Genomic DNA, 16,368 nt, shown 5'->3' with positions numbered 1-16,368 from the left:
CGATTTGGCTGGACTGGCGCGACGTGCACTATAAGCCGGACGCCCGAAGGGCGGCTAGCATGCCTTGAGTTGTGGCGAAGTGCCAGCCCCTCTCGGCTGGACTGCCATCGGTCATTAAGGTAGCTTTGCCGGTTACGCGGGGGCGTTCCAGCTCCTAGAATCAGACTTTTTCCGCGCGCACGCATTGATGATCCTCAAGTGAACGACGCGCACCGGTCTGGCCAGGCATCGCCTGCGCTCCAATCATTCATCTGTCACTGACCCAAGGTTCTCCATGGCTCAATACGTCTTCACCATGCATCGGCTGGGCAAAGTTGTTCCGCCGAAGCGGGAAATCCTCAAGAACATTTCGCTGTCCTTCTTCCCCGGCGCCAAGATCGGCGTACTCGGCCTCAACGGTTCGGGTAAATCCACGCTGCTGAAAATCATGGCTGGCGTCGACACCGAGTTCGAAGGCGAAGCCCGTCCGATGCCGGACCTGAACATCGGTTACCTGCCGCAAGAGCCGCAGCTCGACCCTGCCAAGACCGTACGTGAAGTGGTCGAGGAAGCGGTCAGCGTGATCAAGGATGCGCAAGCGCGTCTGGACGAAGTCTACGCGGCCTACGCCGACCCGGACGCCGACTTCGACAAGCTCGCCGCTGAACAGGCCAAGCTCGAAGCGATTCTGCAGGCCAGCGACGGCCACAACCTCGAGCGCCAACTGGAAGTCGCCGCCGATGCGCTGCGTCTGCCGGCCTGGGACGCGAAAGTCGAACACCTGTCCGGTGGTGAAAAGCGTCGTGTCGCCCTGTGCCGTCTGCTGCTGTCCGCTCCGGACATGCTGCTGCTCGACGAACCGACCAACCACTTGGACGCCGATTCGGTGGCGTGGCTGGAGCATTTCCTCCACGACTTCCCGGGCACCGTGGTCGCGATCACGCACGACCGTTACTTCCTCGACAACGTCGCCGGCTGGATTCTGGAACTCGACCGCGGCGCGGGCATTCCTTACGAGGGCAACTATTCGGGCTGGCTCGAAGCCAAGTCCGATCGTCTCGCCCAGGAATCCAAGCAGCAGTCGGCTCACGAAAAAGCCATGAAAGAAGAACTGGAGTGGGTGCGCAAAGGCGCCAAGGCCCGCCAGTCGAAATCCAAGGCACGTCTGCAACGCTTCGAAGAAATGCAATCGCAGGAATTCCAGAAGCGCAGCGAGACCAACGAGATCTACATCCCGGCCGGTCCGCGCCTGGGTGACAAGGTCATCGAATTCAAGAACGTCACCAAAGGCTACGGCGATCGCGTGCTGATCGACAACCTGTCGTTCTCCATGCCGAAAGGCGCCATTGTCGGCGTGATCGGTGGTAACGGTGCCGGTAAGTCGACGCTGTTCCGCATGCTCATGGGCAAGGAAACCCCGGATTCGGGCAGCATCGAAATCGGCGAAACCGTGCAGTTGGCCTGCGTCGACCAGAGCCGCGAAGACCTCGACGGCAGCAAGACCGTGTTCCAGCAGATTTCCGACGGTTCCGACCAGATCCGCATCGGCAACTACGAGATCCCGTCGCGTACCTACGTCGGTCGCTTCAACTTCAAGGGCGGCGATCAGCAGAAGTTCGTCAAGGACCTCTCCGGCGGTGAGCGCGGTCGTCTGCACCTGGCGCTGACCCTGAAGGAGGGCGGCAACGTCCTGCTGCTCGACGAACCGTCCAACGACCTCGACGTGGAAACCCTGCGTTCGCTGGAAGAAGCCCTGCTGGACTTCCCGGGCGCCGCCATTGTGATCTCCCACGATCGGTGGTTCCTTGACCGTGTCGCCACGCACATCCTGGCGTACGAAGACGACTCGCAAGCGGTGTTCTTCGAAGGCAACTACACCGAGTACGAAGCCGACCGCAAAAAGCGCCTCGGCGAAGCAGCGGCCCAGCCACACCGGGTACGTCACAAGAAACTGGCCTGATTCGGGTTGGTTGTAGAAAGAGCGGAGCCTTCGGGCTCCGTTTTTTTTGCCCTGGGTTTTTCCTGATAAACCGAGTTGCGGCTTTCGCGAGCAGGCTCGCTCCCACAGGGGTAACGCATTCCAAATGTGGGAGCGAGCCTGCTCGCGAATACGGTGTAACTGTTGGTGCAAGTCTTGGATCTGTGCTCCCCACTCAGGTGCAAAAACGGATCAAATACCCCTCGGATTTATATCCTGTGCACCATTTAATTTCATAACTGCGACATTTTGCTCTGTTCCTGTGCGCAATTCGTTTGTTACAGTCCGGCCCAATCTCCTCCAACGACAATAAATTTGCCGAGACTTTGCCCATGATCGAATCCGTCGAATCCTTCCTTGCGCGCCTGAAAAAACGCGACCCGGATCAACCCGAATTCCACCAGGCTGTCGAAGAAGTCCTGCGCAGTCTGTGGCCGTTTCTTGAAGCCAATCCGCATTACCTGACTTCAGGCATTCTCGAGCGCATCTGCGAGCCCGAGCGCGCGGTGGTGTTTCGCGTGTCGTGGGTCGACGATCAGGGCAAGGTCCAGGTCAATCGCGGCTTCCGTATCCAGATGAACAGCGCCATCGGCCCTTACAAGGGCGGCCTGCGCTTCCATCCATCGGTGAACCTCGGCGTGCTGAAATTCCTCGCCTTCGAGCAGACCTTCAAGAACTCGCTCACCTCCCTGCCCATGGGCGGCGGCAAGGGCGGTTCCGACTTCGATCCGAAGGGCAAGAGCGACGCCGAGGTCATGCGTTTCTGTCAGGCGTTCATGAGCGAGTTGTATCGCCACATCGGCGCCGACGTTGACGTGCCGGCCGGTGATATCGGTGTCGGTGCGCGGGAGATCGGTTTCCTCTTCGGCCAGTACAAGCGCCTGAGCAACCAGTTCACCAGCGTCCTCACCGGCAAGGGCATGACCTACGGCGGCAGCCTGATTCGCCCGGAAGCCACCGGTTTCGGCTGCGTGTACTTCGCCGAAGAAATGCTCAAGCGCCGTGGACAGACCGTGGAAGGCAAGCGCGTGGCGATCTCCGGTTCCGGCAACGTTGCCCAGTACGCGGCGCGCAAAGTGATGGATCTGGGCGGCAAAGTGATTTCCCTGTCCGACTCCGAAGGCACGCTGTACTGCGAGGCAGGCTTGAGCGAAGCACAGTGGCTGGCGCTGCTGGAGCTGAAGAACATCAAACGCGGGCGCATCAGCGAACTGGCGAACGCCCATGGTCTGGAATTCCGCGCCGGCCAACATCCGTGGTCGCTGCCGTGCGATATCGCGCTGCCCTGCGCGACACAGAACGAACTTGATGCCGAGGCCGCGCGCACGCTGCTGCGCAATGGCTGCGTCTGTGTGGCTGAAGGCGCGAACATGCCGACCACGCTGGAGGCTGTGGATATCTTTATCGAGGCCGGTATTCTGTTCGCACCGGGCAAGGCGTCGAATGCGGGCGGTGTTGCCGTCAGCGGTCTGGAAATGTCGCAGAACGCCATGCGCCTGCTGTGGACGGCGGGCGAGGTGGACAGCAAGCTGCACGCGATCATGCAGTCGATCCACCACGCCTGTGTGCATTACGGCGAAGACAACGGTCAGGTCAATTACGTCAAAGGCGCGAACATTGCCGGCTTCGTCAAAGTCGCCGATGCGATGTTGGCGCAGGGCGTGGTTTAAGCCGGTTCGATGCGGATCACTTCGATCAGTTGATCGCCGGCCGGTCGCTGCCAAAGCACTTCATCGTTGAGCCGGGCGCCGAGCAAGGCCCGGCCCAGCGGCGATGCCCAGTTGATCAGACCCTGACTGGCGTCGGCCTGATCTTCGCCAACCAGTTGCACGCGGTGTTCAGTGTCGTGTTGGTCGGCGAAGGTCACCCAGCTACCGATTTGGACCTTGTCGGTGGAGGTCGCAGCGACTGCGACTTGGGCGCTGCTCAGGCGTTGAGTGAAATAGCGCAGATCCCGTTGCAGATCGGCCAGACGTTGCTTGTCGGCCTGCTCGCCCTTGGCCGTTTGCTCGGCGTGCAGGCTTTGCAGCTCGGTGACCTTCGCCTGCAACTGCGCCAGACCTTGCGGGGTGACGTAGTTGGGCTGCGTGCTGACCTGACGTTCGACCGGCTGATCGGCCTGCGCAGCGGCGTTGTCTTCGTTGACGAATGCGCGACTCATGAAGTCCTCCTGTTAAAGGATTTGGGCCATGATTGCCGGCATTTGGTTTCAACGGATGTCTGCAAGTGACCTATTGCGAGCGATAAGCCCGCCCGACGTCCTGGTCCTTCTGCTGCTGCCAGGCACGTTCGCGCTCATCCCAATGTTCGTTGCGATATTGCTCGCGATCCCTGTTTTCCAGCATCGCCTGACATTGGCGGAAGCCGTCGACCCAGCCGTCGGCGTATTGCTGGTCCTTGAGATAGCGCGGCACATTCTTGCGAAACTCACCGCTGATCGAGCCCGCCGCTTGCCGGCCGCTGACGCAACCGTCATCGAAACCGTCGGCGAAGGCCGGTGGATAACCCTTAGCGATCAAGTCTTCATGGGTGGTCTGGCAACCGCCCAGCGCCAATACAACGCCCAACAATCCCACGTACCGCCACATCGCACTCTCCCGCGCCGATACTCGGCTCATAAGGAAAGTCTAGAAGGGGATTCATGAGGCGGCTGTCGAAGGCCTGTGAAAAATCCATTGCACACCACAAGGCCCCTGTGGGAGCGAGCCTGCTCGCGAAGGCGTCTTGTCAGGCAACACTGCTATTGACTGACCCACCGCTTTCGCGAGCAGGCTCGCTCCCACAGGGAGATTTACACAGGCTCGGGATCAGTAGTGATACCACTTCACTTCAAGCATGACTTCCGTTTCCGGGCTGGCGAGCTGGCTGAATTCACGCTGAGCGCTCAGGCGCAAACCGAGGTTGCGCGACAGCTCCCACTGCTGATTCAGGCTCAGGCTGCGGCGCACTTCGCCGTTGAAGAAGTAGTCGCCCTTGGCCTCCAGGCTCAGATTGCCTAGCGGGTTTTTCCACAGCACGCCGGTGTTGAAGCCACCGGCCGGGGAAACAAACTCGGCGAAGTCATTGTTGTGTTCCACGCGTACCGTGCCCAGCGCGAAGCCGAGCACGTCTTCGCCCAACTGCCACGTGCCGCCGCCGCCACCGTTGACATGGCTGACCAGCGTCTCGTCATCATGCTTGCCCGGCACCCGCTCAAGGCCACCGGTGACTTGCCACGACAGCGGTTGCAGTAGCTCGTTGCGCGGCGTCAGCGAACGAATGGTCGCCAGATCCAGTTGCTGTAGCTGCCAGTCATTGCCTTCGTATTGGCGCAGCTTCAGTTGCAGGATCTCGATCTGCGCGCCGAGAGGAAAGCTTTCGGCGTTGTCATTGAGGTCGTGATAAGCCATGCGCAGGCCATATTCGCCAAAGGCGCGATCGCCTCGCGTACCTAGGTCGGCCTGCCAGGTGCGGGACTCGTGGCCATCTTCGGGCAGACCGGGTTGCGGAATTTCCAACTCCGGCGCCGGGTTCTTGTTGATCGCCCGCAGCAGTTCGAAACTGCGCTGCGCTCGTTGCGGGTCGCGCTCCTGGCCGTTGGCGCGGTAGCGCTCCAGACGATAGGCGGCGTCGACGATCAACGCCTGGCGCGCGCGCGGCAGCGCCTTGAACGTCGGCTCTTGCAGGACTTTTTGATCGGCGCTGACCTTGAGCACCCATTGCTGTTCTTCATCGCTCAACGGTTCGGCGCGGCTGAGCAGTTCACGTTCGCGGGACGGGCGATATTCGATGTGTTCGACCAGCCCGGCCTCTTTCACCGCTTTGACAGTGTCGGTCGGGATCGCGGTCAGCGGGAATTGTTCGGTCAGGCGCAGGCTCGGTCGCGCCACTTGCAGCAGTTCCAGCAAACGATACGAGCAGTTTTCGTCGAAGAAGAAGTAGTCGAACTGGATCTGCTTGAGCTCCCACACATGTTCGACCATGCGTGCGGTTTCTTCCTGAGTCAGGTTGAGGCGGTATTCCCACAGGTCGCGGTTTTCCAGGCTGCGGTATTCCGAGAGTTTTTCCTGATACGGCACCAGCGCAAACAGCCCCGGGTAGCCGCCCATCAAGCCTTTCCAGGCATACAGAATGCTGTTGTCCGAGCCTTCGATGTAGGCACCGAAGTTGATCGCGTAGCTGAGCAGTGAAGTCTTGTCGGCCTGCACATCCGCCTGATCGATGCGCAGCAGGGTGTGGCCGAACATCGACGAAGGGCTGTTGAGATACGCCGCCGGGAAGATCATCACCGCGCTGTGCGGCGAGACGTCCTTGAACCATTGCTTGTATTCGGCGCATTCGGGCGCTGGCAGGTCGGCGAGATTGAGCTGCGCTTTCAGCCAGCGTGTACGCGCCGGGTAGACGCATTGTGCGTGTTGCTCGCCGAGGCTGGCCGGGGCGTACAGCGCCTGCACGGTGGCGGCCAGTTCGCGGTCCGGATGCTCGTTGCCGTCGGGCGCGAGAAAGAACTTCTTGTCGCTGACATAGCTGCGCCAGCCGCCGAGTTTGGCGGTTTCGTAATGACCGAGGGAAATCCAGAAGCGGTCGTTGGCCAGTTGCTGCAAACGTTGAGGATCGATGTGAGGCGCGGCGGACAGCGGGGCGCAGACACAGAGCGCCAGCCAGGCAAGGCGTTTGAGCATAGTCGGCAACTTGAACAGGAAAAGAAATAAAAGACCCAAAGAGGGGCGGGCCAAAAAAACAAAACCCGCTTCCCGAAGGAAGCGGGCGGGGTCGAGCTTAAGCCTGAGTTGCGTACTTGGCCAGACGTGGGTCCGATTTCAGTACCGCCAGGGTGTTGGTATGCACGTCTTCAGCGGTCACGTCAGCCTTGCTGAAGATCTGCTGGAAGTGCTCGTGGGTCACTTGCGCGAAGTGCGCGCGATCTTCCGGTGCTACGCCCAGGACCACGGCATAAGTGGTCAGCGCTTCGCCATTGCCTTTGGCCATGTCTTCGGACAGCTCGTTCATCATGCCATTCATGGCGAACCAGGATTTGCCGCCGTAGGTCAGCGATGCGTTGGTCGAGCAACCGTTGGTGCCGGAAGTCATACCGAACGTGGCGTTACCGGAAGTGCCGTTGGTGGTGGAAGCAAGGAAGTGCGCCGGGGTGCCACGCTGACCTTCGAACAGCATGTTGCCCCAACCGCAATCCGGGCCGCCCGGGGCTTGCGCCATTGCGTTGATGGATACAGCGGTGAAGAGAGTACCGAGAAGAATCCGTTTCATAGCTTTGTTCTCTTTATGTGCATACCAATGGACAGGGTTCTGGCCCTTCGCGCTCTGCCCGAGGACAGAACCGAAAGTGTCAGTGGGCCGGTATTAGTTCCAGCCGCGCAGTTTGGAGTTTAGGCACGTTCCAGCGGTTCCGTGATTTTTTGCAAAATATTTGGAATAAACCTCTGATTTATCGGGATGCGTCGGCCGGCCGCGCGCTTGTCTATGCTTTGTCATGTGGCGCGCCTTGCCAGTGGGGCACGGGCAGCGCCAGAATGCCGCTACCTGCCCCGCCTGATTGTTAAGGAAGCCCGATGCCTGATCCTGTTGCTGCCAGCCTGCGTCTTGCGCCCGAAGCGCTGACTCGTCCGTTTTCCGCTGAACAGTTCAGCTTCACTAGCACCAATGATCTGGAGCCCTTTCGCGGTGTGCTCGGCCAGGAACGCGCGGTCGAAGCCTTGCAGTTCGGTGTGGCGATGCCACGCCCCGGTTACAACGTATTCGTCATGGGCGAGCCCGGCACTGGCCGTTTTTCGTTCGTCAAACGCTACCTGAAAGCCGAAGGCAAGCGCCTGCAGACCCCGGCGGACTGGGTCTACGTCAACAACTTCGATGAGCCGCGCGAACCGCGTGCACTGGAGCTGCCATCGGGCACGGCGGCCTCGTTCATCGGTGACATCAACGGCCTGATCGACAACCTGCTGGCGACTTTTCCGGCGGTTTTCGAACACCCGTCCTACCAGCAGAAAAAAAGCGCCATCGACCGCGCCTTCAACCAGCGCTACGACAAGGCGCTGGACATCATCGAGCGCCTGGCCCTGGAAAAAGACGTCGCCCTGTACCGCGACAGCAGCAATATCGCCTTCACGCCGATGCTCGACGGCAAGGCCCTGGACGAAGCCGAATTCGCGCAGTTGCCGGAAGCCGAGCGCGAGCGTTTTCACGATGACATTTCCGGCCTCGAAGAGCGCCTGAACGAAGAACTCGCCAGCCTGCCGCAGTGGAAGCGCGAGTCGAACAATCAACTGCGCCACCTCAATGAAGAAACCATCACCCTGGCCTTGCAGCCGTTGCTGGCGCCGCTGTCGGAGAAGTACGCGGAGAACGCCGGGGTCTGCGGTTACCTGCAAGCGATGCAGGTCTACCTGCTGAAAACCGTGGTCGAACAACTGGTCGACGACAGCAAGACCGACGCCGTCGCGCGCAAGTTGCTGGAGGAACAATACGCACCAAGCCTGGTGGTCGGGCATCCGGCCAGCGGCGGTGCACCGGTGGTATTCGAGCCACATCCGACCTACGAAAACCTGTTCGGCCGCATCGAGTACACCACTGATCAAGGTGCGCTCTACACCACTTACCGGCAGTTGCGTCCGGGTGCGCTGCACCGCGCCAATGGCGGTTTCCTGATTCTCGAAGCGGAAAAAATGCTCAGCGAGCCGTTCGTGTGGGATGCGCTCAAACGCGCCCTGCAATCGCGCAAACTGAAAATGGAGTCGCCGCTGGGCGAGATGGGCCGCTTCGCCACCATGACCCTGAATCCGCAGCACATCCCGCTGCAGGTCAAAGTCATCATCATTGGTGCGCGGCAGCTGTATTACACGCTGCAGGATCTCGATCCGGACTTCCAAGAGATGTTTCGCGTTCTGGTCGACTTCGACGAAGACATCCCGATGGTCGACGAAAGCCTCGAGCAGTTCGCCCAGCTCCTGAAAACCCGCACTTCGGAAGAAGGCATGGCGCCGCTGACCGCCGATGCGGTGGCGCGGCTGGCGACCTACAGCGCGCGGCTGGCCGAGCATCAGGGGCGCTTGTCGGCGCGCATTGGTGACCTGTTCCAACTGGTCAGCGAGGCGGATTTCATTCGCCATCTGGCCGGCGATGAAATGACCGACGCCGGCCATATCGAACGCGCCCTCAAAGCCAAGGCCACCCGCACCGGGCGGGTCTCGGCGCGGATTCTCGACGACATGCTCGCCGGAATCATCCTCATCGACACTGACGGTGCAGCAGTCGGCAAGTGCAACGGGCTGACGGTGCTGGAGGTCGGTGATTCGGCGTTCGGCGTGCCGGCGCGGATTTCCGCCACGGTCTATCCGGGCGGCAGCGGTATCGTCGACATCGAACGTGAGGTCAACCTCGGCCAGCCGATTCACTCCAAAGGCGTGATGATCCTCACCGGTTATCTGGGCAGCCGTTACGCTCAGGAATTCCCGCTGGCGATCTCGGCGAGCATTGCGCTCGAGCAGTCTTACGGCTACGTCGATGGCGACAGTGCCTCGCTGGGTGAGGCGTGCACGCTGATTTCGGCGCTGTCGAAAACCCCGCTCAAGCAATGTTTTGCCATCACCGGTTCGATCAACCAGTTCGGCGAAGTGCAGGCGGTCGGCGGGGTCAACGAGAAAATCGAAGGCTTCTTCCGCCTCTGCGAAGCGCGCGGTCTGACCGGCGAACAAGGCGCGATCATTCCCCAGGCCAACGTCGCCACGCTGATGCTCGATGAGAAAGTCCTGGCCGCCGTGCGCGCCGGCCAGTTCCACGTGTATGCGGTGCGTCAGGCCGATGAGGCGCTGAGCCTGCTGGTGGGCGAGCCGGCCGGTGAACCGAACGCCGATGGCGAATTCCCCGAAGGCAGCATCAATGCGCGAGTGGTCGAGCGCCTGCGCGACATCGCCGAGATGATCAGCGAAGAAGACCTGAAGGAGGCCGAGAAGGAACTGGCGCAGGAGGCTCTCGCCGAAGCCAAACCGGCCTGACAGGCTTGCAATAAACCCTGTGGGGAGCGAGCCTGCTCGCGAAAGCGCTGTTTCAGTTGACGAATGAGTTGGCTGATCCATCGTCTTCGCGAGCAGGCTCGCTCCCACAGTGCTTTTCCAGATTGGTCTCTGCGGGGATCTTCGGGGAATGTGTCACGAGTCTGGCGCCAATATTCACACAATGACCATTCGGCGCCTTCTGGTTCCATTTGGCTTGCGCGGGACACTTTTCTTCTATTCTCAGGTCAAGGATATCGACAGTATCACTGGATCGAGCCAGTCCTCCCATGGGGGCTGAATACCGGCTTTACCGAGGGTCGCCGCCATGTCGCGCAACCTCTGTCTCACCCGTCAATGCCTGGGTCTGGTGACCCGGATCGAATGCGCCGTCAAGCCGTTGGCCGGCGACAACGGCATGTGGACGCTGCTCTTCGCGGCCGGCATGGCCGGCGAACAACCTTCCGCGATCAAAGCCCAAGGCCCTTTTCACGGCCCGGTCGCGGCCGAGTCGATTCTCGACACCATCGTTGAAAGCCTGACCTTGCATGGTTACGAACTGGCCGATGATCCGCAGATCTGGAGCCTGCATCTGCAAGCGCAGTTGCGGCAGATCAACGGCGGCCGTGGGCGCAGCCTCAACGGTTAAGGTGCTGACTGGTCGACCTGCGCCTTGTCGAGCTTGACCTCAAAACCGTATTGCACGGTGGCGAGGTCGGTGCGCTGATAGGTTTCCACGCGAGTCGGGCGACCGTAAAAATAGTGCACGCCGAGTAGCGCCGGGCCTTCTGCACTGGCGTCGTGGCTGACCGAAAGAATCTGCTTGAGGTAGTGGCCACTGTCGTCCTTGACGAAGAAACGCCATTCGTTGGCCGGGAAGGTTTTCAGGTCGACCACCAGCGTGTTGTCCTTGATCGCCAGGCCTTTGGGCAATGACTGCGCGTCGTAGGATTGCTTGACCACAGTCGCCAGAAACAACGGCATCGAACCCACGGCAATCGCCGGGGTTTCCGGAAACAGGTTCAGATCATATGTAATCGTCGCTTGCAGCGGATCGACCTGATACGCCTCGGGCGGCAGTTCGATCGGCTCGTCGAGTTTGCCGCCGCGCTTTTCCGTGAAGAAAGTCACCGGGCTGACGCCGGGATTGAGTTGGTCGCCAAGCAATTCGTCATTGAAGGTGCGGCGGTGGGAAAACTCGATACGCGCCGCGCTCGGCTCTTCCACCGATTGATGAATGCGCACGCCGGCCTTCAATTGTTCCTCGGTCAGGTCCGCGCCTTTGAGCCAGTTGGCGGCCAGATCGTCATACACCACAACTGGCAGATCCAGCGGCTGCACGGCTTTGGCCGTGGTGTGCGGATTGAAGGTGCGCACCGGCAGATCCAGGGATTTGCGCGTCACCGTTGCCGAGGAGAAGTCGAGCACGCTGACTTCCAGTGTGTCGATCGGGCCGTGGAAATACACCTTGTTGTAGCGGCGCGGGTGTTCTTTCTCGAAGGCTTGCTGTTCGTCGCTGAGCTGTTTTTCCAGGGTGTCGCTCCAGCTCTTCTGCTTCTGTAACTGCGTCAGTTGCTTCTGGTAAAACTCGACCTGCTCCGGGCTTTCGTTGATCGAACCGGCGCGCACCAGGTATTGGCCACTGGCGTCGCGGGCCTGGACGATCAGCGGATTGATCCGGGTTTCGGCGACTTCTGCCGCGAGCGGCAGGCTGTTGCTGACTTCGACCTCGGCGTAGTTTTTTTCCAGCTTGAGCAGTTTGACGCTGAGATTGTCGTTGCTGCGGGTCTGGCCGACGTCTTTCTGCGTCAGGTCGAAACTGTACAAGCGACGGGGCGCAATGACCTCGACCTGGCCTTGCAGGCTGACCGGTTGCGGCAGGCTTTTTTTGTCGACGTTGAGGCCATCGATGAACGGGTAGGTCACCGTCAGGTCATCGGGGTTGGTCACGTTGGAGCTGGACGGGCTGAGCTGAATGCCGGGGTCGGTCTCCGACCACTCCGGCTGCCAGGCGATCACCCGTTTGTTGCTCAACGTGACCGAATGCCATTCGATGCCGTGCGGGAACAGAAAACCGCCGGGAATGTTCAGGTTGAACGGGAATACCGGTTGCAGATCGGTCAGGTAATCCGAGCTGGCGTCCTTGTGCAGCACGAACAGGCCATTGATGAAGGTATCGACCAGCGCCTGCGGGGTAAGGTAGTGCTTGAGCACGGCGAGGGCGTCTGCGCCGTATTCGGTATGCGGGGTGATGTCGTCGAGCTTGAGTCGGGCGCGTTCGAGCAACAGCAGCGAACCGCCGAGTTCGGTGATGGCGTCCTTGAGCTTCGGATCGCTGATCGTGTCCAGGGACTGTTCGAAGGTGGCGGTCTTTTCGTCAAGGTTGGCGACTTGTTTTTCATCGCCGGGCGAGCAACCGCCGATGAGCAAGGCGAGGCAGATTCCGGCAGTCGTCAAGGCTGATCGCACATCCATTTCCACGCGTCCTGTCCACTGTCATTGGGCTGTCAATGCTTTGGACACTAGCAGAAAAACTTTGTCACACACACGCAGGTGGCGGATTTTCCGGCGGTTTCTGGCTGTCACAGCGGGCTGTTATACTCGCCGCCATTTCCAGCCCCTTGTGTGAGAGTCAATGGAACGCTTTATCGAAAATGCAATGTACGCCACCCGCTGGCTGCTGGCGCCGATCTACATCGGCCTGTCCCTCGGTCTGCTGGCGCTGGCATTGAAGTTCTTCCAGGAAATCATCCATATCCTGCCCAACGTCTTCGCCATGGCTGAATCGGACCTGATTCTGGTGCTGCTGTCGCTGATCGACATGGCGCTGGTGGGCGGTCTGCTGGTAATGGTGATGATTTCCGGTTACGAGAACTTCGTCTCGCAACTGGACATCGACGAAGGCAAAGAGAAGCTCAGCTGGTTGGGCACTATGGACTCGTCGTCGCTGAAGATGAAAGTCGCGGCGTCGATCGTGGCGATTTCTTCGATCCACCTGCTGCGCATCTTCATGGATGCCAAGAACGTCGATCCTGAGCATCTGATGTGGTACGTGATCATTCACATGACTTTTGTGGTGTCCGCGTTTGCCATGGGTTACCTGGACAAGGTCACCAAGCACTGATCAGCCGATCAAGGCAAAAAAACCGCCCGTCTGTTGCGAAACAGACGGGCGGTTTCGTTTGTGGCTTGTGCTTTCAAGCGCAGCGGCCTATGCCTGTAACGGTGCGATTCGCCATGTGTGAGGTGCTTCCATGAACCTGCAAGAGTTGAACGCGTTTGCTGTTGCCAGGAAGGTCGATGAGTTGAACCTGATCTCGATGGAGGGTGGCATTTACCTGTTGGAAGCGAGGATGCATGGGACGGCGTATCCGTTGAGCGATCTCAAGGGCAATATGCTGACGCTGCGCTCAGTGGAGCACGCGCGGGATCTGCTGCATGCCTTTCCGGTACTGCCCTTCAATCTTGTGCACACCTCGGTCCACGACGAAATGTGTGGCCTGGTCGGTGACCTCGATGAAAGCCTGAAAGTGCCGCTCGCCTGGCGTTCGGCCCTGTAGCCCCGGCCCCAAGTCCGGGGTATCTGTGCTAGTCTGCTCGCCCTTTTGGTTCCGGGCGCGCCGGGACGCGCTGTGCACGCACGGCAAGTCCTGTGGCCGTCCGCACAGCGGAGCAGTGTCATGTCCGAAGTAAATCTGTCCACCGACGAAACCCGCGTCAGCTACGGTATCGGCCGTCAACTCGGCGACCAGCTGCGCGACAACCCGCCACCGGGTGTCAGCCTGGACGCGATCCTGGCCGGTCTGACCGACGCTTTCGCCGGCAAGCCAAGCCGTGTTGGCCAGGAAGAAATGTCCGCCAGCTTCAAGGTGATCCGCGAGATCATGCAAGCCGAAGCAGCGGCCAAGGCTGAAGCCGCGGCTGGCGAAGGCCTGGCCTTCCTCGCCGAAAACGCCAAGCGTGACGGCATCACCACTCTGGCCTCCGGCCTGCAATTCGAAGTGCTGACTCAGGGCGAAGGCGCCAAGCCGACCCGTGAAGACCAGGTACGTACGCATTACCACGGCACCCTGATCGACGGCACTGTGTTCGACAGCTCCTACGAGCGCGGCCAGCCTGCAGAATTCCCGGTTGGCGGCGTGATCGCTGGTTGGACCGAAGCCCTGCAACTGATGAATGCCGGCAGCAAATGGCGCCTGTACGTGCCGAGCGAACTGGCTTACGGCGCACAAGGCGTGGGCAGCATCCCGCCGCACAGCGTTCTGGTATTCGACGTCGAGCTGCTGGACGTTCTGTAATACCGAGCCTGCCTAGATGGCGGGCTAAAAAATGTGGGAGCGAGCTCGCTCGCGAAGGCGGTTTTTCAGTCGACTCATTCGTTGACTGATTTATCGCTTTCGCGAGCAAGCTCGCTCCCACAGGTTTTTTTAATGCTGCTCATATTTCGATCTTGTTGTGCAGCTCATTGGTCGGGCGCAACGCCCGGGCATAGCAGAACAGGAACAGATTGCGCACCAGCTCCTTGAGTACCAGCGGCTCGCTGGAATTGAGGCTGCTGACGTCCAGATCACCTTGATCCTGCAGCTCATGCAAGGCTTCTTCTTCAAGCACCGCACAGACTTCGCCGGTTTCCCGATGGAGGATTCTGAGGTACGGGTGTGGGCGATCCAGCCAGGCGTCGATCAAATAAGTCATGGGTCTCATCTCCTTGAAAGGTTTCAATGAGAATAATTCTTATTCATTAAATAGCAAGTGCCTATTGGCGGATCGTGGATTTTTCCGGGTAAAGGTTGTGTCAGGTCAAAATGGCTGGCTGATGGCCATGCGCGAATTCATTGAGCTGGAGCGGGGAGGGCAAAGCTCCATCCCACGACGGGCGCGGGATGGCTGACGCAAGGCTCAGACTTTTCTGACGAACTCGGATTTGAGCTTCATCGGGCCGATGCCGTCGATCTTGCAGTCGATGTCGTGATCGCCATCGCACAGGCGGATGTTCTTGACCTTGGTGCCGACCTTGACCACCAGCGACGTGCCTTTGACCTTGAGGTCCTTGATCACGGTGATGGTGTCGCCGTCCTGCAGGACGTTGCCGACCGAATCTTTCTTCACGGCATCATCGGCCGCCACTTCGGCTTCGCCGCTGGCAGACCACTCGTGGGCGCACTCGGGGCAGACCAGTTGGGTGCCGTCTTCGTAGGTGTATTCGGAATTGCATTTCGGGCAGGGTGGCAACGTGCTCACTAAGGTTCCTTGGGTATCAGGAGGACTAAAGGGCGCACATTGTATAGGGTTTTACGCGGAGGAGGGCATAGCGCAGAAACAACTGTGGGAGCGAGCCTGCTCGCGAAAGCGCTGTGTCAGTCAACATTGAGTCGATTGGCAGATTGCTTTCGCGAGCAGGCTCGCTCCCACAGGGGATGAATCAGTGCGTGCGGGCGACCGCGAACTCGCTCAGTTCCACCAGCGCATCGCGGTATTCGCTGGCCGGCAGCGCCTCCAGGCACTTGATCGCGCGGGCCACGTAATCGCGGGCCAGTTGCGCGGTGTACTCCAGCGAGCCGGACGCTTCGACGGCGATGCGGATGCTTTCCAGGTCTTCGATCCCGCCTTTCTGGATCGCCTGACGCACCAGTGCCGCCTGTTCGGCCGTACCTTCGCGCATGGTGTAGATCAGCGGCAGGGTTGGCTTGCCTTCGGCCAGATCGTCGCCGACGTTCTTGCCCAGGGTTTCCGCGTCGCCTTTATAGTCGAGCAAGTCATCAACCAGCTGGAACGCCACACCCAGGTGATCGCCGAACGTGCGCAGGGCTTCGCTCTGCTCGGCGGTCGCACCAGCCAGGGCGGCGGCGCTGTGGGTCGACGCTTCGAAGAGCATTGCGGTCTTGCCGCGGATGACTTCCATGTAGGTTTCTTCGCTGGTGCTGGCGTCTCGCACCTTGGACAGCTGCAACACTTCGCCTTCAGCGATGATCCGCGTGGCTTGAGACAAAATCTTCATCACCGGCATCGAGCCCAGTTCGACCATCATTTCGAACGAGCGCGAATACAGGAAGTCGCCGACCAGCACGCTCGGGGCATTGCCCCACATGGCGTTGGCGGTCGAGCGGCCACGGCGCATGCCGGACATGTCGACGACGTCGTCATGCAGCAAGGTCGCGGTGTGCAGGAATTCGATGGTGGCGGCCAGCAGGCGCATGTCGTCGCCTTCGCGACCCAGGGCCTTGCCACACAGCAACACTAATAAAGGACGCAGGCGTTTGCCGCCGGCCGACGTGATGTAATCGCCGATTTTCGATACCAGCGGCACTCGAGACGTCAGCTGCTTCTTGATGATGCCGTCGACGGCGCTAAAATCGTCCGCCACCGCGCGGTAGAAAGCTTGGGGTTGCATCAGCGAGAGTCGCTCCAGAAGGGTTGCGCGGCATG

At 60.1% G+C, this 16,368-nt stretch carries 15 protein-coding genes; 7 read left to right on the top strand and 8 right to left on the bottom strand.

The genetic code is table 11. The features are described 5' to 3' along the window. The first annotated feature begins 274 nt into the window (after window positions 1–274). Window positions 275–1,939: an energy-dependent translational throttle protein EttA gene (gene ettA / locus NF676_RS23315; RefSeq protein ID WP_016773108.1), complete on the top strand. Its 1,665-nt coding sequence runs from the start codon at window positions 275–277 to the stop codon at window positions 1,937–1,939. A 350-nt stretch (window positions 1,940–2,289) separates the two neighbouring features. Further along, a complete protein-coding gene (gene gdhA / locus NF676_RS23310; RefSeq protein ID WP_252886824.1) occupies window positions 2,290–3,627 on the top strand; it encodes an NADP-specific glutamate dehydrogenase in 1,338 nt (445 codons plus the stop codon). On the opposite strand, the gene NF676_RS23305 is transcribed toward gdhA, so the two are convergent. From NF676_RS23305 to NF676_RS23285, 4 genes are all read right to left on the bottom strand, one after another. Beyond that, window positions 3,624–4,118, bottom strand: coding sequence for a GreA/GreB family elongation factor (locus NF676_RS23305; protein WP_252886823.1), 495 nt, complete (start codon window positions 4,116–4,118; stop codon window positions 3,624–3,626). The genes gdhA and NF676_RS23305 overlap by 4 nt on opposite strands. 70 nt (window positions 4,119–4,188) lie before the next feature. After that, entirely contained in the window at window positions 4,189–4,545 is a 357-nt protein-coding gene (locus tag NF676_RS23300; protein WP_056790510.1) for a hypothetical protein, read from the bottom strand. A gap of 219 nt (window positions 4,546–4,764) precedes the next feature. Continuing rightward, entirely contained in the window at window positions 4,765–6,618 is a 1,854-nt protein-coding gene (locus NF676_RS23290) for an Lnb N-terminal periplasmic domain-containing protein (protein ID WP_150638473.1), read from the bottom strand. A 97-nt stretch (window positions 6,619–6,715) separates the two neighbouring features. Then, window positions 6,716–7,204 carry a DUF3015 domain-containing protein gene (locus NF676_RS23285; RefSeq protein WP_016773112.1) on the bottom strand — a complete coding sequence of 163 codons (489 nt, stop codon included), beginning with the start codon at window positions 7,202–7,204 and terminating at the stop codon, window positions 6,716–6,718. Between the two features lie 302 nt (window positions 7,205–7,506). Between NF676_RS23285 and NF676_RS23280 the strand changes: the two genes are divergently transcribed. Then, complete coding sequence (locus tag NF676_RS23280) at window positions 7,507–9,945, top strand: Lon protease family protein (protein WP_016773113.1); 2,439 nt, start codon at window positions 7,507–7,509, stop codon at window positions 9,943–9,945. A gap of 325 nt (window positions 9,946–10,270) precedes the next feature. Next, window positions 10,271–10,591, top strand: a complete 321-nt coding sequence (locus NF676_RS23275; RefSeq protein ID WP_016773114.1) for a PA4575 family protein — start codon at window positions 10,271–10,273, stop codon at window positions 10,589–10,591. Here NF676_RS23275 and NF676_RS23270 read toward each other — a convergent pair. Further along, window positions 10,588–12,417, bottom strand: a complete 1,830-nt coding sequence (locus tag NF676_RS23270) for a hypothetical protein (RefSeq protein WP_252876926.1) — start codon at window positions 12,415–12,417, stop codon at window positions 10,588–10,590. The genes NF676_RS23275 and NF676_RS23270 overlap by 4 nt on opposite strands. Before the next feature lie 160 nt (window positions 12,418–12,577). Between NF676_RS23270 and NF676_RS23265 the strand changes: the two genes are divergently transcribed. From NF676_RS23265 to bamJ, 3 genes are all read left to right on the top strand, one after another. Beyond that, window positions 12,578–13,066 (top strand): TIGR00645 family protein, encoded by a 489-nt coding sequence (locus NF676_RS23265; protein WP_016773116.1) that lies wholly within the window; start codon window positions 12,578–12,580, stop codon window positions 13,064–13,066. Between the two features lie 130 nt (window positions 13,067–13,196). Continuing rightward, complete coding sequence (locus tag NF676_RS23260) at window positions 13,197–13,502, top strand: DUF6482 family protein (protein WP_056790499.1); 306 nt, start codon at window positions 13,197–13,199, stop codon at window positions 13,500–13,502. A 120-nt stretch (window positions 13,503–13,622) separates the two neighbouring features. Beyond that, a complete protein-coding gene (gene bamJ, locus NF676_RS23255) occupies window positions 13,623–14,240 on the top strand; it encodes a BamJ family beta-barrel-assembly machinery protein (RefSeq protein WP_039761705.1) in 618 nt (205 codons plus the stop codon). Between the two features lie 139 nt (window positions 14,241–14,379). Here bamJ and NF676_RS23250 read toward each other — a convergent pair whose 3' ends face one another. From NF676_RS23250 to NF676_RS23240, 3 genes are all read right to left on the bottom strand, one after another. Beyond that, entirely contained in the window at window positions 14,380–14,637 is a 258-nt protein-coding gene (locus tag NF676_RS23250) for a PA4570 family protein (RefSeq protein ID WP_016773118.1), read from the bottom strand. Window positions 14,638–14,841: 204 nt separating this feature from the next. Beyond that, window positions 14,842–15,183, bottom strand: coding sequence for a zinc ribbon domain-containing protein YjdM (locus tag NF676_RS23245; RefSeq protein ID WP_016773119.1), 342 nt, complete (start codon window positions 15,181–15,183; stop codon window positions 14,842–14,844). A gap of 181 nt (window positions 15,184–15,364) precedes the next feature. Then, window positions 15,365–16,333: a polyprenyl synthetase family protein gene (locus NF676_RS23240; RefSeq protein ID WP_016773120.1), complete on the bottom strand. Its 969-nt coding sequence runs from the start codon at window positions 16,331–16,333 to the stop codon at window positions 15,365–15,367. Window positions 16,334–16,368 lie beyond the last annotated feature (35 nt).

Source organism: Pseudomonas siliginis, from assembly GCF_024072275.1.
GTDB classification, from domain to species: domain Bacteria; phylum Pseudomonadota; class Gammaproteobacteria; order Pseudomonadales; family Pseudomonadaceae; genus Aquipseudomonas; species Aquipseudomonas siliginis.
Note: the sequence above shows the minus strand (reverse complement) of the source record. Positions and strands in the feature narration are given on the sequence as shown.